We start from the raw sequence: 20229 nt of genomic DNA on the forward strand, positions 1-20229 counted from the left end.
GCGGTATGCGGACCGATGATCTTTCCCTGCCCGACGACATGGAGCTGCTCAAGGCCCCGACAAGTGCAATTGGCTCAGTCATCTCTACCCTCCTTGTTGCCGATCTGCCGCTTCAGCTTGCACCAACATTTGGAGGTTGGGCGAGAGGGGGCATCCATGCCATCATGGCCGCAGGAAGCTGATCAAGGCCGCGCCCAAGAAGGGATCGCCCATCGTCGACGCGGCGCTGCTGCGCATCGCGGCGCTCTACAAGGTCGAGGACGCCATCCGTGGCTCGGACCCGGATAGTCGCCGGGCTGTCCGGCAAGAGCTGTCGCGCCCGCTGGTCGATGCGTTCTTCACCTGGCTGGCGGCCCAGGCCGCGCGTGTGTCGCGCAAATCTGACCTCGGTGAGGCCATGGCCTACATGCTGAAACGTCAGGACGGCTTCCGGCTGTTCCTCGAGGATGGTCGCGTCGACATCGACTCCAACCTCGTCGAAAACGCCATCCGCAGCCCTGCCATGAACCGCCGCAATGCGCTCTTCGCTGGCCATGACGAAGGTGGTCGTAACTGGGCTCGCTTCGCCAGCCTGATTGGCACCTGCAAAATGAACGGCGTCGAACCCTATGCGTTTTTGCGCGATCTGTTCACGAAGCTCGCCAACGGCCATCTCGCCCAAGACATCGAGGCCCTGATGCCGTGGGCCTACGCTCAGCAGGGTCGGGATACATAGGGACCTCGTCTCGTAGTCCCTGACGAGCTACCGGCCACACTACGCTCCGCACCCTCGCGGCACCGCACAAGCGCCAAATCAATGGGGCCTAGCCGTCGCATACGGAAAAGGCCAAGGGAAAAGCCGGACAGATTGCCGAGGCAATGACCAAGCTCGACCTCGTGATCTTGGACGAACTGGGCTACCTGCCGTTCAGCGCCTCAGGCGGCGCGCTGTTGTTCCATCTGCTGAGCAAGCTCTACGAACGGACCAGCGTCGTCATCACCACCAACCTAAGCTTCAGCGAATGGGCCACCGTCTTTGGCGACGCAAAGATGACCACGGCGCTCCTCGACCGTCTCACCCACCGCTGCCACATCCTAGAGACAGGCAACGACAGCTTCCGATTCAAAGCCAGCTCAGCAGTAGCAAAAACGAAACGGGAGGCCACGCATGTCTTGACCCCATCGTAACCCGCAGAACATAACCTTCAGGCGGGTCAAATCTCGATGAAAAACCCGGGTCACTTCTGGGTGGAAATCAACAGACGTGGGTATCTGGTTGCATCCTGAAGCCACAGGCCGATTGCCGGAAACTGAATAACGCGTTATGGTGCTCCAATGGAACACCACGGCAGGGGCCACCGGATGACCGTCCATAAGCAGAGCGTGAGCTTCACTGACGCTGCCTTCGCCTTCGCCCGCGAACTGGTCGAGGCCGGGGAATATCCCAATGTCAGCGCTGCGGTCTCTGGGGAGATGGCTCGTGCCAAGGCCGCGAGGGAGCGCGAACGCACCTTGCTGGAAGCCGAGGTGCAACGGCGCCTCGCCTTGCCGCCGGATCAATGGGAACCGGTGGCCGCGCTTGGTACCTTCACATCGAGCGCGCGAGACCATCTGGCTCGGCTGAAGTCTGCCCAAGAGACCGGCATGAAATCCTGATGCGCCAGAGCAAGCACCCGCTGGTCGAGCGCGACCTGGTCGGGATCGTTGACCATATCGTCGAGGTCACGCAAGGCGACTTCGGTGCCGCCGCGCGTCGGCTTGACGAAATCGACGATCTCCTCAGCGACATCGCTGCAAACCCGATGTCTGGCATGCGCCTGACGGGTGCGCTGGACGGATGGTTGGTCCGCCATGGCGGCCGAGGTCATCGCCTGACCATCGTGTTCCGCGCAGACCTCGAGCGCGAAGTTCTTCAGATCGCCCTTGTTGCCTTCGGCGGTCAGGATTGGGAGTCACTTGGGGCAGAGCGGAAGGGCTCCGAGTTCTAAGAACTCGCCATTTTTCCTTTTCTTACAATATCTTACCAAAAGACTGATAATTTTGATTATGTACGATATTTGCGCCGAAGTATTCCCGTTGCCTTTGCGCGAAAATCATCCTTTGATTGTATTTCATAATCTTGCATCGCCCGAAATCACATGCAGCAATTGACCGAGCAGCGGTTCTACGCCCATTCTGGCATCAAGGAGGATCGAGGGGACTGGCAGCTCTTGCCAGATCATCTGGCCAGCACCGCGGCGCTGGCTGATGTGCGTGGCCGGCCGCTAAGGCTCTCAGCCATGGCGGCGATGGCGGGCGCCGGATCGCGTCGAGATGCCCTGAACATAGGCCTCTTGGATCACTGCCGTCAGGGCCTTCTCCGCCATCCTGCGCGGCTCGAGAAAGCCCGGGAAGTAGCTGCCCTTCCGCAGCCTCGGGATGCGCAGCTCGACGGTCCCCGCCCGGGTCTCCCAGTCCCGATCCCGATAGCCGTTGCGCTGCGCCAGCCGCGCCGGGTCCTTCTCGCCATAGACCGCGCCCGTTGCGGCGCCGACCTCCAGCTCCATCAGCCGTTCGGCGGCAAAGCCGATCATCTCGCGCAGAAGATCCGCATCAGGGGTCTTCTCGACAAGGTCGCGCAGGTTCATCATGTCGGTGGTCATCGGTGGAATCTCTGGTCCAGGTTGGTGTCAGCAACCAGACCCTACCGGAACATCGCCGGTGACCACCTCAGCCAGAACCTACACCACGCCCTGGGGCAGCATCCTTTCCTCGACGATCCGAACCTTGTCCGCATCAGACCAGTGCCGACGACGACCAACATCGTCCACGGCAAAGATCTCGACCGGTGAAACAACTGAAGCGCATGCCATAAGGCAATGCCTTACAACCAATTGCTCAATCAAAGCAGGCGGCACTCACCGAAAGCTTACCTGAAGACAAGACCCGCGTCCTGATCAGCGGCACCCGCCGCGGCTCTTCCGTCAGTCGTGCCTTCTTCATCGCCCGCCCTCTCCATGGACCGGACTCTAATCGAGATGGAGGAAAAATCCCATGGCAGGTCAAGGCGAAGATGCGGTGCCTCAAGGCCTTCGGCGAACGCATCGCCGCCAGAGACCCCGACCGCCAAACTGCTGAAATCCAGATCCGCATCGCCCTCATGAACCGCTTCTCGGCCCTCGGAACGGCCGAGATCATTCGTGTGGCCTGGGCCTGAAGGGTAAGGGGGGCATCACCCCCCAGGCAGGCGTTGCGCAACAACGCCCAATCGGACCAAGAAGATAGTGGTCGCGCCCATCGCGCGACCGCATCGATGGCTGTCCTGCTTGTCAGAAACCGAAGTCAAAGAGGCGCGATGAATAGCGCTCCCGCAGGCAAGCAACATCTCCCCCGCATTCGTCGCGGCGCGTCAGCCAGCTGCGTTGGGTGTTGAGAAAAGCGCTTGCCTGAGCACCATTTGCCATACGCTTATAGTAAAAATAGACGCGTGACATGACACGGTCCAGCGTCCATAAGTCGCGCGAGGAGCATATTGCGGTTTCGGTTTCGGATGCAGCCAGTCCGCAGTCGAAGCTCGGGCCGGTGATGCCTGTATTCTTTCCGTGCGCTCGCAGGTTTTCTTCCGTCCGAAGACAAAATCGCACTTGCCCCTCTTCAGACATCTGAACTTTCGCAGTTTGTACCTGATGGGAGAAAAGTCGGGCAATAAGCCGCTCGTCGAAGGTGTCATATGCTACTTTGACTGCAGCTTTTGATTGCGCGTCGAGAAAACCCTGATCGGCCTCAATCAGCTCGTTACATTGGGTCATCAGTACCATGTAGTCGGTCATCACCTCGACAAGCTGACTTGGTGTTGGACGATCCGACGGTGGAGAAGTTTCGCTACCGTCTTGGAGATAGACCTCAATGTCGAGAACCTGTGCGATTTCGGGCGTAATGGGCAGGAGTGTTTCGTCGGGTCTTGCCGTGGTGAAATACTCAATGGCTTCGCGGCTTAACCCAACCTCGTTCAGATATGCTCCAATCGACGCATTTGCTGCGCCGGAAACTGGGGCGAAAACCGTTCCATCCTCTTTCTTGACCAACTCGTAGGCTGCATGAACGCTGATGTCTGCTCTCGGCCCCATGTATCTGCGAACGCCTGAAACCCAGATGACGGCGCAGATTGAGTGACAGCCAGGTCCTTCCAAAACAAGGGTGGTGAAACCGCGCAGCGCGATCTCTGCGCCGATAGAAAGCCCGGTGGCCACATCACCACCGGGGGACTCGAGATATACGATTGCCTTCTCTGCCTGTTCTGTAAGGTCGAAAAAAGTGGAGTCATCCCCTCTTACGATCTCGCCACGGACCATGATTATCTTCTGGTCCGCAGACATCCCATCAATCATCAGGATTTCGGCTGCACGGGCATCGGCAGAAACGAAAATTCCAGCTGCCAATGCGGCAACCCGAAAAAAACGGAAATCAAACATCGCAAAGATTCCTTGCTGGGGAAACCGGAGCACCGTTCCTGATTGAAAAACAACATCGCGGGGAGCAACTCCCTACAGTTCAGCCCTCCGCTCGCCCTACCGCTTTTGGCTTTTGCCATCCTCAAGCACAATCAGCCCGGTCCTTGCGTCAAATCCCAGTCCATACCAAGCTACTCCGGACGCGGACTTGTTTCGCTCTGGGCTAAATGCCTCCCAGTTCACAAAGGCAGCAACCAGACATCCGGACTCAAGGCATCTGATCTCCATTCCTTCAGGTTGGGCTGTATACTGCCGGACGGGCCAGCGCTCCGCGAAGGTTCGCTTCTCGTCCATCAGCTCTTCGCGCGAAAGCGTCTTGCCGTAAAAATACAACTCGGGGAAATAGAACGCCTCCATCGCCGTCAATGCCTCGGCGTTCGGAAGGGACCACTCTTCCAGATAGCGCAAGTACCGCGCCAAGGCCTCTTCTTCCAGTGTCAAATCACCCTGAGCGACTGGAGACTTGGGAGATGCTTCCGATACAGCGAGCAGATACGAGGCCGCATAGACGGGAGAAAGACTCTCTTCATTGTCGGGCTTTCCCCCCAATATGGATGGGTGTTGGCCAACAATGCCCGAGCAATCGGAGATCAACTCTGAAAGCCGACCATCCCGCAGGTCGAACTTGCTGCCTAGGAATAGGCCATTTTCCCTGACCAGCCGTACGTCCATCGTTTGCGCAGTGCTCAAAGCGGACAGGGTGATTTCATCAAGGCTGAAGGATGAAAAAACAAAATCCTCCTCGTAGCCCTGAGTCAGATGCTTAGCTGGCGGGGTGCGGTAGCCTTGTGCAAGGATCCGGAACTCGAACTCCGAGGCAATCTGCTCTCCGCTCATGTCGGCAGTCAGGGCGGTCCTGGCTTCGGACACCCCCGTCTCCGACAAGAAGGCCAGTGTGCCATTTTCACAGCTGGCCGTCAGACGATGTATACCAAACATACCAACACTGGACATCACGAGACTCATCCGTCCATCGTTCAGATTGAAGTCGTTCTCCTGATAGACTCTTTCGCGATTGAGGACGTTCAATTTGCGGAGTGTCTCCGCATCAACCCAGTTTATATCCTCCGGCGCAGTCTTGCCCATCAAGGTAAAGAAGCCTGGATCGACATAAGCGCGGGACAAAAGATCAGTGATGTTCGCCGCCATGCGCTGAACCTGCCTCGTCGTCTCGGATTTTGCGGCGATATCGTCGGTCTCGAACGCAAATTGGTGGACGCCGAGGCGGGACCCCTCCTGAAGATAACGGTATGTTCCGCCGAGATAAACCAGCGAGCAAGCAGAGGCGCAGTCGGCTGGAGTCCCGCCGAACCCCATGACGTCGGTGACAACCTGGATTTCGGCAGCTTGGAGGACGTCTGCCATTCTCAATCCCTCTGCGAGATTGCCGCCTGGAGAATTTAGAGCGACAAGTAAAAAATTGTCCCTGCCTTTTGGAAGATCAGCAACGACGGCCTCAAGCTTATCGGCATCCCCATCTTCGATCAGTCCGTCAATGTGGATCAGGTAGTTCCCGGAAAGTTCGGGTATTGCTGGATCCGCGAAGATCTGGATATCTGCCGCTCGTGCTGCCTGCGGTCCGCACCCGACAATAAGACCGAGCAATATGACAGCAGGAACGATTTTCAACATGTTTATACTCTCCTCCACCAGAACGAACTCAATAAAACACGTCAAGCTTCTTGAGGTTGTGTCTCGAAGGTGGTGGAAATTGCCTGCGCGCGGCCTCCGAGCCTTTCAAGGTTCGCTTCCTCAAGCGGCGAGGTCAAGGGGCATCGGCTCGAGGGGCTGTGACAGGGTTTCCCAACCGTCGACCTTGCGCATCTGGATCTGTCCCGCCGCGAGCATGGCCCAGAGCAGCATCGGCACGGTTTGCGCACAGGGCAACACGGTCTGGGTCTTGATGCGGCGGCGGAATTCCTCGTTCAAGCGCTCGATCGCGTTGGTTGTGCGCGCGGATTTCCATTGCGACGGGTCAAGCCGGGTGAAGGTGAACAGGCGTTCGCCCGCTTCTTCGAGGCTCTCGGCCACCGCCCGGCATTTGAGCCGCCATTTCCGCACGAACGCCTTGCGGCGCGTTTCGATCTCGGCGGCGCTGTCGGCGTAGACCATGTCACGATAATCCTCGGTCAACTCGTCGTGGAGGTGCTTGGGGGCATGGGCCAACAGGTTGCGATGCTTGTGGACCGTGCAGCGCTGGATGGCCAAGTCCTCGCCCCACAGCGCCACGAGGGCCGCTTCAAGCCCAGGCGCGCCATCGACGATGACGAATTCGGGCCGCTTCAGGCCCCGTGCATCGAGATCGGCAAGGAATTGACCCCAAGCTGCGGTGCTTTCGCCGCCCATGTTCTGGATGGCGAGCAGCACCTTTTGCCCGTCGCGGCGCACCCCGAGGGCCGCCAGAACCGAGATATTCGTCGCCTTCTTGTCCAGGCGCGTGCGAACCACGGTGCCATCAAGGATCAACCGCACGATGTCCTCATTGGCCAGGCTGCGCGCCGACCGGGCCTCCCAATCCACCTTCACCTTGCGCCAGGTGCGGCTGACCACGTCCTTGCTCACGGCGCCCTCGAACAGGCTGACCAGCGCCCGTTTCACCCGACGGGTGTTGGTGCCCGCAAGGTAGACCGCCGCGATCAGAGCTTCTGCCTTCTTCGTCAGTCGACGGTAGCGCGGCAACGCCTTCGACCGCCATTCCGTGACCTTGCCGTCTTCGGCCTCGATCCGCGCGCGCGGCACCCGCAGGGTTTCGGTGCCGAAAGTTCCGGTCAGCTGGCGCTCCCGGTGCCCGTGACGATAGCCTTTCGCGGCGCCTTCGGATCGGCCATAGCGCAGGCGGCCGAGAAAATCGGCCAACTCTTCTTCGAACATCGTCTCGATCGTGGCACGGACGCTCGCCCGCAGGCGATCCTCGATCGGGTCGTAGCCCGCCGCGTCGGACAGTAGCGAAAGCGCGGGGTTCTGGGTAATCTCGGTCATGGCGTGATCTCCCTGGCGGTTGGCGCCGCCGGCTGGGTGGTTGCAGTTCACCCGGAGATTACGCCGCCTTCGAATTTCCACCACTTCCGAGACACAACCCGATGCCGTCGGGAGGGGGTATCCACCCCATCAGTTCTGGGTGGAAATCAACAACTAGCTTTCATAAAGATCCAGTAGCAAATCCGGGTTTCCGCCTCGCCCGCGCAGCTCATCTAAAAGTTGATGCATCAGCGGCTTGTAGCGATGGGCCGCGCGTTCGAAGATGGCATTGCGGTTTCGTTTCCTGCCGAAATCATCAATCGTGCTTTCGACCGCCTCCCCCAGTTTCTCGGCCAAGGGGTCCTGCCCGATGACAAGAGCATTCCGGGTCTTCAAACGACAGCGCAAAAGCCCGGCCATCAGGAAGGGCGCATAGTTGAACTTGGTATAGTTGGTTCCAACCTGATCTTGGAATTCGTGCAACACCCGGGCGACAAGGCGCTCGATCTCGGGGCGTCCCAAAGCCATGGGTGCGGTATCGGAACGCGACAGAAGGAACGCGGCTGCGGCGGTTTCCTGCTTGTAGACCCACTGAGGAATGGGGCGTTGAAACAGCCGCTGAAACATTGCCTGCTCCTGAGCGGGACTACGGCAGGTGCGGCCAAAGCCCTGATAGACAAGGACCCAACTCATATGGTGCTTCACAAAGGGATGGCGGAACAGCGGCGAGTTCGCCTCCCATGCCTCGAGCAGGAACTCTGGTAGTTCAGGCGGTGACCGGCGGAACTGCCACGTCAGGAATCTCAGCGATTGGTTGTCGTCTTCGATCCTCCCGGCGATACGATCTTTGACATGCAACAGCGCCTGCACCGTCAACTTGTACAGAAGCTCACGGGCGTGCGGCGGCACCTGTTCTGGCAACAAACCGTCACTGGAAATGCAATATTGCCCCTTCGGGCGCGAGGCGAGTTTCGTGGCAAGGCCAGCCCAATCGACGGTCTTGCGAGCGGCATTCTGCGCCAGAAGGGTGGCGAGCCCCGGGCCTTGTTCGGTGTCCTCCCAAGGCGCCATGCCGCAGGGCAACACCAGCCGCTTCGGGATCGTCGCGGGGGCGTCGTCCAGTTCGGCCACAAGTTCTTCCCAAGGTTTTTCGATCTCGGTTGCGCCGTCCCAGTCAATGGTGAATTGACGCGCCAGCATCGGTGCCTCGATGATCAAACGAGCGCGACCGGCTGCTGGCACCTGCTCGACGCTGAGCGCGACGGGCACATTGCTGGCGACCGGAGCGCCGATATCGACCCGCGCCTTGCGGGGCCATTTCACCAGTTCCTTGCGCAGATGCACCGAAAATTCCGACTGCCCGGACTGGATGGCGAAACGCGCCGGTCGTGATGAGCGATAAACGCGGCCTGCGGGCAATGTCTCCCCTGCCTCGATCAGATCGTAGCTTGCCGCCCCCTGTTCGCCCCAGACTATGGTGGAAATCTGCGGCAGGAAATCGAAGTAGACAGGCTCGCCCTCGGAGTGACGTCGCGCGGCTTCCAGCGCCCCACGCGCGACGACTTCATTGGATAGATCAAGCAACGGCATGGGAAGTGAAGCCGAAAGGCGCTGTAGCAATGCTTTCCGCAACTTTCCGAGAGTCAGGGTCTCGACCAAAACCAGGTCGCAATCGCCAAGCTTCTCGGCCATACCGCGCGGGAACACGGCATCGGGCAGATCAAGAGTATCAGGTGGGGTAATCTGAAAGAAATCGCCATGCTCGGTACGCAGGAGTTCGGGGCGAGCGGCCGCGCCGAGCGCCAAGGCGGCGGCGCATTGTGACTGTTCAGTCCAGTCTCCCCTTTGCCGGGGGTAAAGCGCCACAAGCTGCTCCTTTGCTGCAGCAAAGAGCCCGGCATAGCCCAAAGAGGTCTCGACCAGATCGGCAGATCGGCGGCGTTCAGGGGCGAAGAGATCACGTAGACGTCCTGTTTCACGGCGCAGGCGAAGGCGTTGCAGCGTGAAGCCGTCCGTGACATGTCCGATCACGCCCAGCATGAGATCGTCGCGCGGTTCAAACGGCGCCTCTTCTCGGGAGAGACAGCCAAGAACTGCCAGAACGGACCGCCAGACGAGAAGCCCACGCCCCAATCGCCCTTTTGCCACGGCGGCAAGAAGGCGCTCCTGAAGATGCTCACTTCCGGTTGGATGTTCGTCGATTGCGACCGCGCAGACCTTTGCGCCTGCAGCAAGCCCTGAAAGTGCCGCGGCCAGCCGATCAGTCGGTGCATTGGTACAGGTCAGAATTGAACGCACAGTTTCACGACGCCGGGGAGCACCCACTTCCCCCCACCCGCCACCCCGCCCATGGGGCGCGATGGCGGCCTGGGCGCCACCGATCCAGCGCGCGCTGCGCCCTTCACCGGTTAGAACGACTGCTGGATTCAGGACCGCACCGCCAAGATGGACTGTCTCGGCCCCCAAATCCTCCTCGCCATCGGGTCCGATCTGCCAGTTGCGGGCGGCCCGATCGCTCCAACCGTTGAGATCGTAGCCACAAAGCTTCCGGCCGCTCATGCACCACCCCAAATATCACGCGCCAGAAAAGCCCGGATCGCGGCCCGCCCCGCGGCTAAAGATGCGCCCGTTGCGTCAAAGGCGATGGCTTCGACGAAGACCCCGCTCCGCTCGATCGCGATCGCCTCCGGCTCAAGATGGCCCGGCGTCAGGATCAGCCCATGTCGGATCCTCTCCTGTTGCCCTGGCACGCGCGCAAGATCGGAAAGACGTCGCGCCGCTTCCTGGGCGGCTTCGGGCAGATCCAACCTTTCCAATGCATGCGGCGTCCAGACCGCAACCCGATGGGGAAAGGCACTGCGATCAAGCGGATCCGAGATCCGCAATGCGACATGGGCGCGGGCAAGTGTCAGAAGAGTTCCCGGGCGTTCGGGCCGTGCCATCACTTCGACAACGCGCCCGATTTTCCGCAGCCAGAAAACGGCAATCGGTCGTTCCTGCTCGAACCAGATGCCATTGGCAGATTCTGCCAGAAAGCGGATCGGGGACTGCGCAATCAATTCCGCATCTTCGACATCATGCAGCGCAAGCACGATCGCGAGGACGGAAAAGTCGGTCCAAGTCTGGGCTTGCCAGGCCCAGAGTTCGTCAAGCGCCTTCTCGCGCTTGAGCAACGCCTCCCACGCTTCACGGATCATACAATAGGTGCGATCCTCAAGCAGGACATAGTTCGGCGTCACATCCGGCTCGGCAATCCCGACACCCAGATGGCCCAGCTCAAGCGCCAAAGCCTTGCAAAACTTTACATATCCCTGCACGAGCTTGTATCTTTGGCTACCTTGGGCACGGGGGTGTTCCCGAAGCCATTCCCGACCCACCTCCACCGCGAGCAGCAGATAGGAATGCGCGACCCGGTTCTCGAGGGTGTCGTAATTCTGATGACGAACGACCGCCATGATCCGCTGCTCGGACCCGGCCCGTTCCGCCGTGGTCCGCCCGGGTTGACGCGACAGCCAGCGCATTGAGGCGCGATCCATTTCCTGCACCCGATCGAGGGGCGTTAGCTCCCGGTGCCGCCGCAAGACCCGGCGGATGTGGTCATGAAAGGACTTCAGGATCGGAGTCAAACCGCGGGCTTGTCGCACGATCTCGGCCATGCGGGGATCTTCTTCATCCTCCGCCCGATCCCACGCCGCGCGCAACCGCGCCCAAAGTGTCGAGGGGTCGTCGAGGGCCTCGCCCAGCTCCTGCACCCGCGCCGTCACCTCATTCATTCGGGCCAGCGCGGCAAAAGCCTGACGGTCCTCTTCGGCGACTTTGTCTTTGTCCTTGCCTTTGCGCGGCCGGGGCGGAAAGCCCTCGCGGGCAGGCCCCTTGGCTGCGCCGCGGCGCGGATAAGGGTGCTGCAACAACAGGCGGGTCTCGCCTTTAGCCTCTCCCCGCATCAACAGCACATGCTCACCCGCCTTGTCGTTCGCTGTGACTTCGGACAAAAGACAGTGTCTCGGCCCAAAGACCTGACCGTCTGCAAGACCCGTGTCGGCCCAGGGGCGTGCAAGCCGCAGCATCAGCGGACGACCCCCTTCCAGACGAATTGCCCGGTTCCACCATTCGTTGCAGCGTCGACTGACGCCTGGATGGCATCGGCCAAGGCATCGTCGCCGAAATCGGCCGCCTTACGTTTTAGCTCATCGAACTGCTGGTTCCTGTCTTCGACATCTACGCCGCGCAGCTTCGGCAGCAGGCGCATCTCAATCTGATCGGCCAGCGCCATGTTGACCCTGTCGCCCACGCCTTCCGCCTCCGGATAGGCCCCCGCATAGGCAAGGATGGCGCGGCCGAGACGATGGCCGAAGGGTTTGCCGAAGTCCTGCATCAGCGCAAGCATATCGTTCACCCGCCCCTCTGCACGGTTCTGGTCGGTAGGCTGCAAACCGCGGGCGCACCACTTTTCCCATACCGCGCGGCTAAGCGCTTCCTCTGGCATCTGGCTTTCGCCGCCTTTCGTCTTGGCGATCTGCTTTGGCGCCCCGAATCGCATCACGTTCGCCCGGTCCACTACCTTGTCGGAGAGCGACTGGGTGCTTTCATCCTCGTTCATCGTACCAGCAAAGAGCAGGTTGTAGCCCGGGAATATTCGCGTCTGGGCTTTCGGAATCTCGAGTTCAATTTCCGCGTCCTTGCGCAGCGTCTTGTCGCCTTCCTTGCCCCGCGCGGGGCGACTTTCGAGACGGCTCAGGAAGTCCGAGAAGTAGTATTCGACGCGCGCAAGGTTCATTTCGTCGAGCAGCACAATCAGAAGCCGATCTGGCACCGCGTCGGGATTGTTCTGCGCATCGAGTGCGAACATCGCCCGCGCCATGTCGGTGGGGCGGAAACGCCCTTCGATGTAGTTGTAGAAGCCCATCAGATCCTGCGGGCTGTCCCAACGCGGCTGCACCGGAACCTGCAGGAAACCGATGCCCATGCCCGCCGCATATTGGCGCGGAAGCTGGCTTTTCCCGGTCCCGGAAATCCCCGCCAGAACAGTCATTTGCGTCGTGTCATTGACCTTCATCGCGGTGTGGAACGCGCGCAGCGTCCGATCCGGATAGTCCAGCCCGAAGGCCTCGAAGCGACGCCGCACCCGCTTGAGCGCATCAGTTTCCGCGATGATTGCGCTTGGCTTCCAAGCCTTCAGCTGGGTAACCACCTGCGGCGGTTGCTTGAGTTCGCGCAACGGATCGTCGTCGGCAGCGCCGGTTCCGCCCGCTGCAATACCCCGCTTCGTCTCGATCTCCTGCTCGAGCGTCGCCTTTCGAGCGTGAAGCCCGTTTAGATGCTCTTGCGCCAAAACCTGTTCGCGCTCTACATCGGCGACTTTGTGCTGTCCGATCATCACCTCGGCGGCCAGTCGCTCGCGCTCCTCGCGCAGGTCCGCCTGTTGCTGACGGGCCGTGCCGAGTTGAGCCTCGATGCCGCCAAGATCGGTTCGTGCCGAGGTAAGCCGCATTTCAAGATCTGCATTTTCGGTTTCGCGCCTCTGCGCTTCGCGTTCCAGCGCGTTCAGCCGCGCAAGCGCAGTGGTGCGTTCTGCCTCGAGATCGATGGCCTTCTGACGCGCGGCGGCCAGTTCCGCACCAATCTGCTCCAATTCCTGGCGGCTGACAACAAGCGTTGCCCGTGTGGCGGCGATACGTTCTTCTGTCTCGGCGAGATCCGATCTACGAGACGCGAGCAGCCCTTCGGTCTCGGCGATCTGCGTGCCCAGCTTGCCCTCAATATCCCGCAGGTTAGCCACGCGCTCCTTCGCAGCCTCGAGTTCCTGTCGAGCTGTCTGCAATTCTGCGACGCGCACTTCAAGCTGCCGGCTTTCCGCCGTCAACGCGTCGATCCGATGCACAAGGGTTTCGGCCTTTTCTAGCCGTTCGCGCACATCGGCCAGATCCGCGCGTGCCGCTGAGAGTTCGGCATCAACGGCCAGTTTCAACGTCTGCGCTGCCTCGGTCTCGCGGCGCAAGGCCGCGACTTCCTCGCGCCTCGCCCCCATCTGGTTCCATTCAGTCTGCAGCTCGGCCAGCTTTCCTGAAAGGGCATCGAAATCGGCGCCGACATTGGCGAGGTTGGCCAAAGCTTCGCGCCGCTTCGTAAGCTCGCCCTCGAGATCGGTCAGGGTCCTGCGCTTTTCCTCGATGCGCGCAAGAACCGCGCGCTCCTCCTCAAGCGGTCCCGCCAAGGATACGATCTTGTCGTGCCGCGTCGCCAGAAAGAGCGTGATGAAAGACAAGATGGCCAGAGCCACAGAAAGCGCAACGAAGACGATGAGATTTGCGGTGAACATCTTCTTGGTCCCTTACTTTCCGGCAGTGGCAGGCGCGACGGGCGCCGCAGCGTGAGGGGTCGAGCGGGCAATGTCGGTCTTTTGTTGGATTGCGACCAAGTCTGCCTGAGCCTCGATGGCGCGGCTGCGGGCGTCGGCCTCATCAGACCGGGCTGTCGCAATCCGGTCGGTCATCTCGGAGATCTGGGCACGCAGCTCATCTCTTTCGGCGGTCGCGGTCACGACGGCATCGCGTTCAGCCTTGGCCTGCGCCTTGAGGTCTGCAAGAGACGTTTCCAACTTTTGCACCGCCTGCTCGAGCTGCGTCTTGTCCGCTTGCAATGCCGCAATCGAGGCCCGCAGCGCGCTTTGCTCGGTCTGATCCGTCGTGATCTGCTGATCGAGCGTCGCCTTGCGCGCGGTGACGTCTGTCAGCGCCAATTGGGCAGCCGACAGTTCGGCAGTTGTGGTCGCAAGACCTGTCCGGGCCTGAGCCAATTCCGCCTGCTTTTGAGTTACCGCCGCTTCAAGCGCTGTCTGGTTTGCCTGAAATTGCGCAATGGCGGCCTTTGCTTCCTCGGTCTGCGAAAGAAGCGCCCGGCGCTCCGCGACCTGTCCAGCGAGTGCCTCTGCCTGAGACTGCGCATCGTCCCGTTCCGCCTTGACAATTGACAGCGCCTTTTGCGCCTCGGTCAACTGAGTGTTTTGCGCATCGATCTTTGCCGACACCTCGGTCAGGCGCGCCTGCGCATCATCCGCCTGCGCCGTCAGGCTGCGGCTGCGCGCCTGCGCGGCCTGAACCTCTCCTGTCAGAGTTTCGCTTTGCGCTATCAGATCTGTGATCGATGCGTCGAGCGTCGATTTCCGCGTCTCAAGATCCGATACCTTCGGGCCAAGCTCTGCAAGACGTGCTTCGGCCTTGGCCTGATCCGACCGGGAAGCAGCCAATCTCGCCTCGACATCTGCAAGTTCCTGAGCTCTCGTTTCGAACCCCTTGACCCGCGCTGCAAGCTCTGATGCCTGCGCCAGCAACGGCGTCAGATCATCCTGCGCCTTTTCAAGCTGTCCGCGCAGATCGTCACGGGTTTTCGTCAACCCATCGACATCCTTTGACAAAGAGTCCCGGTCTCGGGTCAAATCCTCGATCACAGCCGCGGCTCTGGATTTCGCCTCACCCAAAGCTTCGATATCCCGATCAAGAACGTTCTTCTGGTTCTCGAGACCGCGCACATCCCCGGCAAGATCTTCTGCCCTCGCAATTGTCGCCTTGGCTTCGGCAAGACCCGCCGCAATCGTCTCCAGCTCTGCCGCCGCCGCATCGCGTTCAGAAACAGCGGCATCCCGCAGCCGGATCACATCTTCTTTTTCCGTCTCAAGCTTTAACTTTTCGCCGCGCAGCGTGGCGATGGTCTGGTCGAGCGTCGCGCGTTCGCTGACCAAGGCATCTCGCCCGTCGCGCAACCGTGTCTGTTCTGCAGTGAAATAGTCGATGTCTCCCGCGATCTGGCCAAAGCGTTCATGCAGGCCACTCATTTGCAGCCCAAGCCCCCCAAGACCTACGACCGAGATGGCGGAAAGGCTGGCGGCAAGGATCGTATGGGTCCGCGATCTACGAAAGGTCTCGTTCGACGAGGTCAAGGCACGCCTCCATGTTTTGGGCAAGTTCGTCCACCCAGAACCGGCGCACCCGCCAGCCAAGGGACTTCAATTGATGGTCTCGCCAATGGTCCGACAGCTTGCGTCGGCCATCCGCAGTTTGGTGGAATTGTCTCCCGTCCACTTCAAGATCGAGCTTGATCCCCCCGGTGCCGAACAGCGCGAAATCGAGCCTCCGCCCTGCGATGTCATATTGTGGCATCGGGTTCAGGCCACGCGCTTTCAAGGCGTGATAGAGAATGCGTTCCCAATGGCTGTCGATGCCCCCTTCGCCGTTGCGCTGTCGCGGTTCCGTGGCCGCCGCAGCAAGGGAGGCAAGGGTCCGGACCGTTCGTGCCCGAGCAAAATCGAGATCTCCAAACACATGCGCAACCGCCCGTGCGCGCGAGATTGCGACGTTCAGACGGCGGTGATCTTTCTGCACAAAGCTGATCGAGGTCATGCGGCTGCTGGCCGTGAGCGTCGGTGAGAACAGGATCACGTCGCGCTCCTGCCCCTGAAACCCGTCGACGGTCGCCACGCGGAACTCGGCGGCTTCGAGCTTGTGTGAAGGGATAGCACTGTGGATGGCCTGTTCGATGGCATGAACTTGCCCCCGGAATGGAGAGGTTACGCCCAGCGTGCCGGCATATCCTTCTCGCACCAGCAACTGTTCAACATGCGCAACGATCGCTGCCACCTCGGCCCGGTTAACGTTGTTGGCGTCAAGCGTTGCCGGGGGCGGGACATGGGTCCAAGCCAGTCCAGGTTTCACATCGGCGGGGGGACGGATGGTTGCCGGGTCATAGGCGGTCTTCAGTTCCGATCCGTAGAATTCACGACTGATATAGTCGACGATTGGACCGACGGACCGATATTGCTGCCGTAACAGGATCCGCTCCGTCCCCGGCATCCTCTGCGCTAAGTCGAAAAGCGATTGCCGACTTTGTGCAAAGCGGCCCATGCGCGCGACGGGAAGCGCCTGCGCCTGCATCAGGTTGCGGTCTTGCGCTTGCCCAAGCTGCGGGATGAAATTCAGTTGCCGATTGTCGCCGACAACAACGGCGCGGCGCGCCCGGGCAAACAACGGCAGGGCCGAAGCGATGTCGCATTGGCTCGCCTCGTCGAAAATAACCAGATCAAACAGCCCCGCCTCGAGCGGCAGGCGCTTGGGCGCACCAAGCACGGACACAAGCCAGAGCGGACGATGGGCAAGCACCGACTGCACCAGATCCGGCGGCAGTCCAGCCTTGTTCCCAGCGAAATCGAGGTCGGCCTTCGCCTCGTCAAGGCGATCACGGGACTCGTCGGAAACGGTGGTGCGCGCCATCAACACCGCCGCAAGCACCTTGCAGGCAATATCCGCAATTTCGGATGTCAGTCCGATGACGTCGGGCGGATCGGCAAGGCCGTCGCGCTCGGTGCGCAGCCTCGCGAGATCGGCCTCGAGTGCGGCAAGCCCCGAGAGCGCGGGGCCCGCCGTTTTCCCGTCGGCCGAGGCACCAACGAAGAGAGAGCGCAGCAGGGCCAACGCCCGCGCGGCAAGACCCGCACGCACCGCGTTATCTGGCACAGGCGCCGGGCTTTCGGGTTGCTGAAGCTTTCTGCGAGCTTCGATGCGCTCGAGCAAATCGGCGATCGCACATTCGATCTTGCCGCGCCGCGTGACAAGATCAAGCGCCAGAGCCCGACTCCTCGCAAGCTCGTTAAGCCTGTCGCGCAGCAGATCGTCGAGAGGACGCGGGGGCCCGGTGTCTCCCTGCACAAGGTCACGCAGAACCGTTGAAAAGGACCGATCCACCTCGCCGGAAGGATCAAGTGTGCGCACGACGAAAGGCGCCTCGGGGGCAAGGCCACCCAACCGATCCTGAACCGCATCCAGCGCCTGATGGTTCTTCGAGGCGACAAGCACTGATCCACCCGCCATCAGCACAGAAGCCGCCATCGAGACGATCGCCTGCGACTTGCCCGTACCAGGCGGGCCGGTGACGACGGTCAGAGGCGCCGAACAGGCAGCCCTAACCGCGCTGATCTGCTCGGCATTCAACGCGCCGACGTTGAGTGCGGCGACAACTGCAGGCTGATGGGTGGAAGTCAGCCCCAAAATCGGCGCCAACGCAGTACGAGCCAGTTGTGCCTCCGGCCATTCTGCGATTGAATCGAGATCGCGCACTGCACCGGCGGTAAAGCTGCTGTCCTCGGGCAGAAACAGTGCCGCCGCATCGAAGATGCCCTGCGACCGCAGATCGATCTCGGGACAAAGCCAAGCGCCAGACAGCTTGCCCCTGACCTGCGTGGCGGCAGCGTCACGCAACCGCGACAGAAATTCTTCGCATTCGAGGCCAACACCATCGGCTTCGGCAAAGACTTCTTCGAGATCTTTCTCAGACCAGCCGGAGCTGCGCGCTGCGCCTCGTAACCAATCGGGGTTGACCAGCACATCATCGGCCGAAACGTCAATTTCCAGAAAGCCTGACACACGGCGCCATTCGGCCGCAATCAGACCCACCGGCCAGATCGCAGGCACGCCGGACCGGCGCCCGAATGCCAGCGGCCAGCCTATCGCCAGAGCATTCTCGTTCGCTTCGCGCTTCACAAGGGCTGCACGGAACTCTGGCGCCAGCGCGTCAAGATCGATGCGCAGGCGCACGACCTGCCCCTCGTCCGGCAGCAGCGGCCCCTGCCCCGAAATCAGGTGCCAAACTGCGCCGTGACGATCGAATGCCTCGGTAATTGCCCCCCTTGGATCGGCGCGCAGAGCCGAACGCCAATAGCGCAGCAGCGCCTTCGGGTTGATCATATCGCTGTCGGCCGTATTCTCTTCGGCCAGCGGCGAGACGTCGATTTCTGTCCTGTTAAACGTCGCCGCGACGATCGTCGACGACTCGGGAAGAACGCTACCCGGCTGAGAGACAGGGTTTCCAGACGACGTCACCGCCGGAGGATCGATGGGGATCCAGCGTCCGTCCTGACGCCTGCGGATGCTTCCTTGCCGGGAAAGAGCCTCAAGTTCGCCCAGAAGCGCCATACGCTCTTCATGTTGGAACGTGGTACCCAGAAGTGCGTAGAGCTCTTCCGTGGTACGCCCGCGGGGAAACGCCTTGACGGTGCGCAATAAGACAGACATCTACTCTCAATCCAGAAACACGGTCAGCTTTGGCGTATCATCGGTCTGCATCATCGATTGAAGAAGCAGTTTACGGTTATAACGTCAGGGAATATTTCAATTTTTCCATGACCATGCAAGCCGTCGTCGTATGGTCGCAAAGATTAATCTTGATCCTGCTTCCCGAAGGCAGCCAAGAGGTTTCTTCCCCAACATCCCGGAGGTTCTGTCGGCTCGGGCGGAACGATTATGAAACCGAGATGCCCTGCTGAAGAAGGCAGACCCCGAGCCGAGATGCATGTCCGAAAGCAGTGCCTCAGGACGGTCGAGGCGCCGTTTTCATCCAAAATCTCGGGTTAACGTGCCGGACAGACCCAAAAGTCCAACTCAGCAGGACTCGGTAACGGGGCCACCTCAGTCAAGCTGTATTGCAGATGCGCCACCGACCGTGGAAGCGGTGCTTTCTTTTTGCTCTCATCAGCTGTTGTGTTCGGCCCTCTTCGTCTGAGCGCATCCAAAGCGCATGTTTCTGTCCGAGGTCGGTGCCATGGCCGCCAATATGCTGCTGGCTCAATGCAAACCCAATGTGCCTATATGATTGACCTGCTCGACCGGGTCAGCACCGGTAGAGACCACGGCATCACTGAAACCGCGCTCATGGATGACCTCGAGGCCTGCAGTCGGGCCAACGACATCTTGGAGCTCTGGATTTCAGGCCGCATCAGGCACCTGAGCGTTGTTTCGGAAGCCTGTCATCGACCGGGGGCCGACGCTGCAGGTCATCTTGTTCCTCCGGGTGGGGGCGGTGCTTCACGGGCGGAACCGAAACTGCAGGGCTTTGGCCAAAATTATAGAAAACCCTACAGCAGCTGGCGACATAAATCGCAATAAATAACACAAAGCCAGTGACCTGAGATATGTTCTGACCGAACTCCTTATGCATCCTGCTGACCTTGGCGAGGACTGCCCAACCATGCCAAGTTGGCCCAAGATGCGCGCTAATTAGGGTGCCAAGCCTGGCTGGGCCGGCACCGTTACCGAAATCCTGACCAGCAGCGCATCATGGCCACAGTGGCATCCAATCAGTTACAGAATGTCATGCCAAAGCCGCCAGTTCTGCAAGTTGTTCCGTCGCTGCCATAGGTGTTCCCGAACCCGTCGCGACGCCAGCTATTTCCGCGATTGTCGCGGGTGTTTCCGAAGCCGTCTGATCGGAAAACACGACCATCGCTACCATAGGTATTTCCGAACCCATCGCTTCTCCAGCTGTTGCCCCGGTTGTCATAGGTATTGCCGAACTGATCTGATCTGTAGCTGGTGCCATTGCTGCACGTAGTATTGCCAAATATGTCAGCTCGACAAGTGACCGACTGTGCATTCGCCACGACACCAGTGCAGTATACGATGCCGAAAGCGATGATCAGATTTTTTGTGATTTTCTTCATGATTTCAGGATTCCCTGATTTGGTGGTGAACTTCTCAAGTTTTGAATGGGACGAGAAGCAAGTCCGTCATTATCGTGAGATGAATTGAAGTTGCACCTTGGGCAGCGTCCCAAGATGGCTCTTTAATTATCACTCCTGAGTTTCAACGTGGATCTCGTGGCCATTTTGGTACCTGAACGGAATCCTCACTTCCCTCATGCCAGGGTCTGGATCCTCATAAAAGATCGCGGTGCCACGTGGAATATTCCTGCACAGCCTGACATCCGGACTTCGACAGTTATTCCCTGTTTTTTGGTTTTTCGGGTGTCGGCGTTTCAG

General features: G+C 60.2%; 12 protein-coding genes and 4 pseudogenes. 6 read left to right on the forward strand and 10 right to left on the reverse strand.

Annotated elements, in window-relative coordinates; genetic code table 11:
- The 5 genes and pseudogenes from IE101_RS19885 to IE101_RS19080 all read left to right on the forward strand — a co-directional run.
- The coding region (locus IE101_RS19885) for a hypothetical protein (protein ID WP_229804318.1) at nt 1–182 on the forward strand (182 nt) is incomplete at its 5' end.
- Nucleotides 164–715: pseudogene (locus IE101_RS19065) on the forward strand (IS66 family transposase); the annotation flags it as partial. The gene IE101_RS19885 and the pseudogene IE101_RS19065, both read left to right, overlap by 19 nt.
- A 104-nt stretch (nt 716–819) precedes the next feature.
- Nucleotides 820–1167, forward strand: a pseudogene (locus tag IE101_RS19070) (ATP-binding protein); the annotation flags it as partial.
- A gap of 174 nt (nt 1168–1341) precedes the next feature.
- Complete coding sequence (locus tag IE101_RS19075; RefSeq protein WP_189635437.1) at nt 1342–1635, forward strand: hypothetical protein; 294 nt, start codon at nt 1342–1344, stop codon at nt 1633–1635.
- A complete protein-coding gene (locus IE101_RS19080) occupies nt 1635–1967 on the forward strand; it encodes a type II toxin-antitoxin system RelE/ParE family toxin (protein WP_189635438.1) in 333 nt (110 codons plus the stop codon). Before IE101_RS19075 ends, IE101_RS19080 begins: the two co-directional genes overlap by 1 nt.
- Before the next feature lie 312 nt (nt 1968–2279).
- Here the strand turns inward: IE101_RS19080 and IE101_RS19085 are convergent.
- Nucleotides 2280–2621 (reverse strand): annotated as a pseudogene (locus IE101_RS19085) (transposase); the annotation flags it as partial.
- 395 nt (nt 2622–3016) lie between these two features.
- On the opposite strand from IE101_RS19085, the pseudogene IE101_RS19090 reads away from it, so the two are divergent.
- Nucleotides 3017–3175 (forward strand): annotated as a pseudogene (locus tag IE101_RS19090) (IS5/IS1182 family transposase); the annotation flags it as partial.
- Between the two features lie 112 nt (nt 3176–3287).
- On the opposite strand, the gene IE101_RS19095 reads toward IE101_RS19090, so the two are convergent.
- The 9 genes from IE101_RS19095 to IE101_RS19135 all read right to left on the reverse strand — a co-directional run bounded on the left by IE101_RS19095 (nt 3288) and on the right by IE101_RS19135 (nt 19911).
- Nucleotides 3288–4430 (reverse strand): hypothetical protein, encoded by a 1143-nt coding sequence (locus IE101_RS19095; protein ID WP_189635439.1) that lies wholly within the window; start codon nt 4428–4430, stop codon nt 3288–3290.
- 96 nt (nt 4431–4526) lie between these two features.
- Nucleotides 4527–6101 (reverse strand): COG3904 family protein, encoded by a 1575-nt coding sequence (locus tag IE101_RS19100; RefSeq protein ID WP_189635440.1) that lies wholly within the window; start codon nt 6099–6101, stop codon nt 4527–4529.
- A gap of 120 nt (nt 6102–6221) precedes the next feature.
- On the reverse strand, nt 6222–7448 hold the full coding sequence (locus tag IE101_RS19105; RefSeq protein WP_189635441.1) for an IS256 family transposase: 1227 nt from the start codon (nt 7446–7448) through the stop codon (nt 6222–6224).
- Between the two features lie 153 nt (nt 7449–7601).
- Nucleotides 7602–9986, reverse strand: coding sequence for a hypothetical protein (locus tag IE101_RS19110; RefSeq protein ID WP_189635442.1), 2385 nt, complete (start codon nt 9984–9986; stop codon nt 7602–7604).
- Nucleotides 9983–11083, reverse strand: coding sequence for a hypothetical protein (locus IE101_RS19115; protein WP_229804320.1), 1101 nt, complete (start codon nt 11081–11083; stop codon nt 9983–9985). The genes IE101_RS19110 and IE101_RS19115 overlap by 4 nt, the downstream gene beginning before the upstream one ends.
- 410 nt (nt 11084–11493) lie before the next feature.
- Nucleotides 11494–13746, reverse strand: a complete 2253-nt coding sequence (locus IE101_RS19120; RefSeq protein ID WP_189635444.1) for a chromosome segregation ATPase-like protein — start codon at nt 13744–13746, stop codon at nt 11494–11496.
- 12 nt (nt 13747–13758) lie between these two features.
- The gene (locus IE101_RS19125) at nt 13759–14955 is read right to left on the reverse strand and encodes a coiled-coil domain-containing protein (RefSeq protein WP_189635445.1); all 1197 of its coding nucleotides are present in this window, start codon (nt 14953–14955) and stop codon (nt 13759–13761) included.
- A gap of 379 nt (nt 14956–15334) precedes the next feature.
- Entirely contained in the window at nt 15335–18487 is a 3153-nt protein-coding gene (locus tag IE101_RS19130; RefSeq protein ID WP_189635446.1) for an AAA domain-containing protein, read from the reverse strand.
- Between the two features lie 1061 nt (nt 18488–19548).
- Complete coding sequence (locus IE101_RS19135) at nt 19549–19911, reverse strand: hypothetical protein (protein WP_229804322.1); 363 nt, start codon at nt 19909–19911, stop codon at nt 19549–19551.
- Nucleotides 19912–20229 lie beyond the last annotated feature (318 nt).

This window comes from Gemmobacter lanyuensis (assembly GCF_014652355.1).
GTDB lineage: Bacteria > Pseudomonadota > Alphaproteobacteria > Rhodobacterales > Rhodobacteraceae > Gemmobacter > Gemmobacter lanyuensis.